The following is a 5,390-nucleotide window of genomic DNA, read 5'->3' on the forward strand; positions in this document are numbered from 1 at the left end:
GCCCCGACCCCAGCGAACCCGCCGAACCACCACCCGCCGCCGAACCACCGGTCGGCCAGGGCAGCAGCACCTCGCGCCCGCCTGTCCCGGTCTCGGCGCGCGGCAGCAACTCCGCCACCGCCAGCTCCGCCGCCAGCCGGCCGTCCTCTTCCTCCGGGACCTCGCGGGCCCCGCGCAGCTCGCCCGCCAGGAGCCGGTGCCCGAGCGCCTCCGCCCAGGCCAGTGCCGCCGTTCGCAGGCCCGGCTCGGTGTCCAGCCGGTCGCGCAGCCGCCTGCCCGGCCGGACTCTGCCGAACCGCGCGGCCCTGACCAGCCGGGCGGACTCCGGAACCCCCGCGGCGAAGAAGCCCGTCATCGCGCGGTCCAGCGCCCGCAGCTGAGCGGCCAGCACCGCCCGGGTGACCGGGCCGGGATGCACCCGGGCCAGCTCGGGCGGCGCGCACTCGCGCAGCGCCGCGGCAATCACCCGCAGCTCCGGTGTGCGCGGCGTGCGCAACCGGGCGCCGGGGGCGAGCCGGCGCAGTGCGCGCACGGTGTTCTCCGCGGGCACGGCGAGCTCGGTCGAGCGCACTGCTGCCTCCTGGTCGCCGCGCCCCTCTCCCCAGTTTCACCAGGACGTTCCCACCGAGGAAGGGCAGAACGGGCAGCCGTCCGGGCAGCCTGCGGAAAACCGCAAGGCAATCCTGCGGTTATCCCCATGTCGGCCGCCGAACGCGGCTGGCACCCTTGAACCCATGCCGGCACCGACCCCTCCGCCACGCACCCGCCGACCCTGGTCGACGTCCGGGTGGCTGCTGCTGGTCCTGCTGGTCGTCTTCGCCTTCGGGCTGATCGCCTCGCGCCCGCCGTCGCCGCCGGACCAGGGGCCGCCCACCGGTGACGTACTGGCCGCGCAAAACGCCATCGAGGCGCTGGTCCACCCCGGCCCGCACCCCGACGCGCTCGCCCGGCTGCCGAAGGACTTCACCGCGCTCAGCGGCGTCACCCCGGGCGCGATGCCGGCGCGGGACGGCACCGTCCGCGCCGTGCACGTCGACGGCGGCTGCTCGACGCCGTGGGGCGACGACAACACGAAGTGGGACTACGCCGTGCCGTGCAAGGCCCACGACCTCGGCTACGACCTGCTCCGCTACGCCGACCGCAAGGGCCACCCGCTCGGCCCGGAGGTCCGGGAGGCCCTGGACGACCGGCTGTCCTACGACATGCACCACGCCTGCGACCTCAACCCGATGAACTCGGCGCTCACCTGCCGGGCCGTCGCCTCCTTCTACTCGGCCGGGCTGGTCGTCAACTCCTGGCACCAGCGGTGGGGCCCGCCGGTCGGCGACCCGATCGGCCCGATGGTCGCCGGCGTGCTGGTGATCGGCTGCCTGCTGGTCTTCCGGCTGCGCGGCTGGCTGCGGGCCCGGCGCGAGCCGCGGGCGCCCGTTCCCCTCGCCGATCCCGCGGAGGTCAGCCGGTGGGCGCTGCTCGGCGCCGGCGGGGTCGTCCTCCTGCTGCTCGGCGAATCGGTGACGGCGCTCGCGCACTGGGCCGGGGCGCCCGAGCCGGCGCTCTGGCCGCTGACCTGGCTCGCCCAGCTCGCCCCGCTGATCTACTTCGCCGGCGGCCACGCCAACGCGGCCGGCTGGCGCGCCGAGCAGGAGGCGGGCGGCGGCTACCGCCACTACCTGGCCGAACGCGCGAGCCCGCTGCTGCGGCCGGCGTTGATCTTCGCCGTCGTCGCGCTGCTGACGCCGCTCGCGCTCGAACTGCTCGGCAGCCCGGCGGGAACGACGGCCACGGTGATGCGGATCGCGCTGCACCCGCTCTGGCTGCTCGGCGTCTACCTGCTGACCATCGTCTGCGCGCCCCCGCTGCTGGCCCTGCACCGCCGGGCGCCGGTGGGCGCGGCCGCCGGGCTGCTCGCCCTGGTCGCCGCCGGGGAGCTGGCCGCGAGCTGGTCCGGTTCGCCGCTGCCCCGCTACGCGGCGACGTTCGCCATCGCCCTGCTCGCCCAGCAACTCGCCTTCGCGCACGCCGACGGCGTCCGCCCGTCGCGGCGGCTGTTCGCCGCCGCGGCCGCGGCCGGGGTCGCGGGCCTCGCCGGGATGAGCGTCCTGCGGGACGGGCCACCCGTCCTGCTCGGCAGCCCGGGCGCGCCCGCCGCGTTCTCCGCCCCGCCGTGGGGCGTGCTGCTGCTCGGCCTGGTCCAGCTGGGTGTGCTCGGGTTGCTGGCCGGCCCGCTCGGCAGGCTCGGCGACCGGCCGGGCGTCGCCCGCGCCTGCCGGTTCGTCCTGCGCGCGCCGATGAGCCTCTACCTGGCGTTCCTCGCCGCGATGCTGCTGCTGGTCGCCGTCGTCTACCTGCCCGGCCGGATCGCCGACGGGCTCAGCTGGCTGATCCGCCCGCGCACGCTGGTCGCGGTGGGGCTGCTGGCCGTGCCCGCGACCCTGGTCTTCTGGTGGTTCGAACGGCACAGCCACGGCGTCCGGCAGCCGCGCGCGGCCGACCACCCCGGCCGCCGGACGGCGGTGCTCACCCGGGCCGCGGCCGGGCTCGGGATCGGCTACGCGACGCTGGGCGTGTTCGGCTTCGCGCTGACCCGCTTCGGCGGGGTCGCCGCCGACGCCGACCTGCTCGGCCTGCGGCTCGACCCGATCCAGAGCCTGGTGCACCTGCTGCTCGGGGTGTTCCTGCTGCACACGATCCGGATCGGGGCCGGCGCGGCGACCGGTACGTGGCTGGTCACGGCGCTCGCCTGTGCGCCGTCGCTGCTGTTCGCCGCCGACGGCAGCACGCCGGGCTTCCTCGGCGTCACGCTCCACGCCGTCACGGCCGGGTTTGCGCTACTGGCCGCCGCGGGAACCCTCATCCCGGCGAGGCCACCGGCGAACGCGACGTCCTGACCAGGCGAAACCGTCGAACATGCGGGAAACTGGGTGGTGCATGACACATTCGTGGGGGGATGTGTAACGCTACGGCAACCCGGGGCAGGCACCATGCGTCCCAATCCCTAGCACCACCCGTTCGATGCAGTGAGGAGTCGCCCGCGTGGATCACCCGCCTCGGAACGGGCAAGGCGGCCGCCGCCCCGCCCGGCCCTGGCAGGACGAGCCAGGCCGCGACGACGCACGGCGTGGCACCCCACCGCCGCGCCGCCCCGCACCTCGCCGCGAACCAGCGGACACGCGCCGCGCCGCCGCGCCGCCGCCCGGCCGTCAGCAGCCCCGCCCGGCCCCGCGCGCCCGCCGCAACTCCTTCCACGGCGCGAAGGTCGCGCTGGCCGTCGTCTCGCTGCTGGTGATGGGCCTCACCGGGTACGCCTGGGCGGCCATGCAGGGCCTGGTCAACGGGCTGAACTACACGAACGTGATCAGCGACGGCGGCGGTGGCGACAAGCCCGCCGACGGCGCCCGCGACATCCTGCTGGTCGGCCTCGACAGCCGCACCGACGCCCAGGGCAATCCGCTGCCCCGCGAAGTGCTCGACGAGCTGCGCGCCGGCGACGCCGACGGCGAGCTCAACACCGACTCGCTGATCTTCGTGCACATCCCCAACGACGGCAGCAAGGCCGTCGCGATCTCGCTGCCGCGCGACACCTACGTCGACATCCCGGGCGGCTACGGCAAGCACAAGATCAACTCGGCGTACGCGCGGGCGATGCTGTCGGCCCGCAAGGACCTGCAGAAGCAGGGCGTCACCGACCCGAAGGAACTCGACGTCAAGGCCAACCAGGCCGGGGCGAAGGAGCTGATCGAGACGGTCGAGAAGCTCACCGGGTCGACCATCGACAACTACGCCGCGGTGAACCTCCTCGGCTTCAGCGAGATCACCAAGGCCATCGGTGGCGTCGACGTCTGCCTGAACAACACGGTCAAGGACCAGTACTCCGGCGCGAACTTCACCAAGGGCCAGCACACGATCTCCGGTGTCGAGGCTCTCGAGTTCGTCCGGCAGCGCCACGGCCTGCCGAACGGCGACCTCGACCGCGTGGTCCGCCAGCAGGTGTTCATGGCCGGCATGGCGCGCAAGGTGCTCTCGGCCGGCACGCTGACCAACCCCGGCAAGCTGAACGACCTGATCGAGGCGATCAAGAAGTCGGTCGTGCTCAACCAGAACTGGGACATCTTCGGGTTCGCCCAGCAGATGAAGGGCCTGACCGGCGGCCAGCTCGAGTTCCGCACGATCCCGGTGAAGAACATCGAGTACCGGACGCCCGAGGACGGCGTCGCCATCCAGGTCGACCCCGCCGCGGTGAAGCAGTTCGTGCAGGGGCTCGCCGGGCCGCAGCCGGGTGAGTCGGCCCCGCCGGCCGAGCAGGCCGACCCCGCCAACAAGGCGACCACGGTCGACGTCCGCAACGCCTCCGGCCGCACCGGCCTCGCGGCGAACGTCGCCAAGACCCTGGAAGGCAAGGGCTTCACCCCCGGCGAGACGGCCAACGCGACCGCGCGCAAGACCACGGTGATCTGGGTGCCGAAGGGCGGCAAGGACAAGGGCCAGGCCGTCGCGGACGCGCTGGGCGGCTCGCCCACGATCCAAGAGGACAAGAGCGTCCAGGCCGGGCATGTCACGGTGTTCCTCGGCGCCGACTACGAGGGCACGAACGCCACCGCGAGCTCGAACTCGGGCTCGGGTGCCGCGGGCGCAACGTCGCAGGCTGCCGCGCCGCCGCCGGCCTCCGACGACCAGGAGAAGCCGATCACCGCCGAGGGCGTTCCCTGCGTGAACTGAGCCGGTCGGCGAGCCGGCGTTAACCCATTCGGCCTAACTCGCGCAATCGGTATCAAAGACATGCCCGAAATCGCGTAAGGGGCGGGCCCCAGCGCACTTACATACTCGTGAGGGTGCACCTGCACGGGAATCATCACGCCCGTGCGGTGCCGTGGGAGCGCACGGCAGGGGACATTGATGTGCTGATCGACGCTGAGGAGTACCAGCGGATCCTCGGAGACGAGCTCCGCAAGCTCCGGCGCAGCCGAGGGTGGACGCGCAAGGAGCTGAACCAGCACTTGCAGAGCGAAATCTCGCTGCAGACGCTGGCCACCTACGAGCTGGGCACCAGACAGTGCTCCGTCGTGCGCCTGGTCGAGCTGTGCGTCGCGATGGACGAACTCCCCCATGACCTGCTGGCCAAGGTGCACCGCCGGGTGTTCCTCGACGAGCCCGGGCGGGTCCGCGTCGACCTGCGCAAGGTCGTCGCCGACGCCCAGGCCGACCTGCTGCCGCTGCGCCGCTGGGCCGAGGACCGCCTGCGGCAGGCCGGCGAGCAGGGTGGCGGCGAGGTCGCCCTCGACCTGCCCGCGCTCGAGCGCATGGCCGAGCTGTGCCGCCTGCCGACCGTCGACCTGGTCGCCCGCCTCCGCCGCTACACCTCCCGCTGATCCGGGGCGGGTCCCTCACCCTCC

The 5,390-nt window shown here is 73.7% G+C and carries 3 protein-coding genes and 1 pseudogene; 3 read left to right on the forward strand and 1 reads right to left on the reverse strand.

Annotated features, from left to right (window positions below; translation table 11 throughout):
* A pseudogene (locus CCN39_RS45005) lies at nt 1-571 on the reverse strand (hypothetical protein); the annotation flags it as partial.
* Nucleotides 572-734: 163 nt separating this feature from the next.
* On the opposite strand from CCN39_RS45005, the gene CCN39_RS45010 reads away from it, so the two are divergent.
* From CCN39_RS45010 to CCN39_RS45020, 3 genes are all read left to right on the forward strand, one after another.
* Nucleotides 735-2,888 carry a phospholipase A2 gene (locus CCN39_RS45010; RefSeq protein WP_086852991.1) on the forward strand — a complete coding sequence of 718 codons (2,154 nt, stop codon included), beginning with the start codon at nt 735-737 and terminating at the stop codon, nt 2,886-2,888.
* A gap of 145 nt (nt 2,889-3,033) precedes the next feature.
* A complete protein-coding gene (locus CCN39_RS45015; RefSeq protein WP_086852993.1) occupies nt 3,034-4,716 on the forward strand; it encodes an LCP family protein in 1,683 nt (560 codons plus the stop codon).
* A gap of 179 nt (nt 4,717-4,895) precedes the next feature.
* On the forward strand, nt 4,896-5,366 hold the full coding sequence (locus tag CCN39_RS45020) for a helix-turn-helix domain-containing protein (protein ID WP_086852995.1): 471 nt from the start codon (nt 4,896-4,898) through the stop codon (nt 5,364-5,366).
* Nucleotides 5,367-5,390: the final 24 nt, after the last annotated feature.

This window comes from Amycolatopsis kentuckyensis (assembly GCF_002155975.1).
Taxonomy (GTDB): Bacteria; Actinomycetota; Actinomycetes; order Mycobacteriales; family Pseudonocardiaceae; genus Amycolatopsis; species Amycolatopsis kentuckyensis.

Coding starts and splice junctions, on each gene's coding strand:
- CCN39_RS45010 (WP_086852991.1), top strand. CDS start 735: ATGCCGGCACCGACCCCTCCGCCACGCACCCGCCGACCCTGGTCGACG.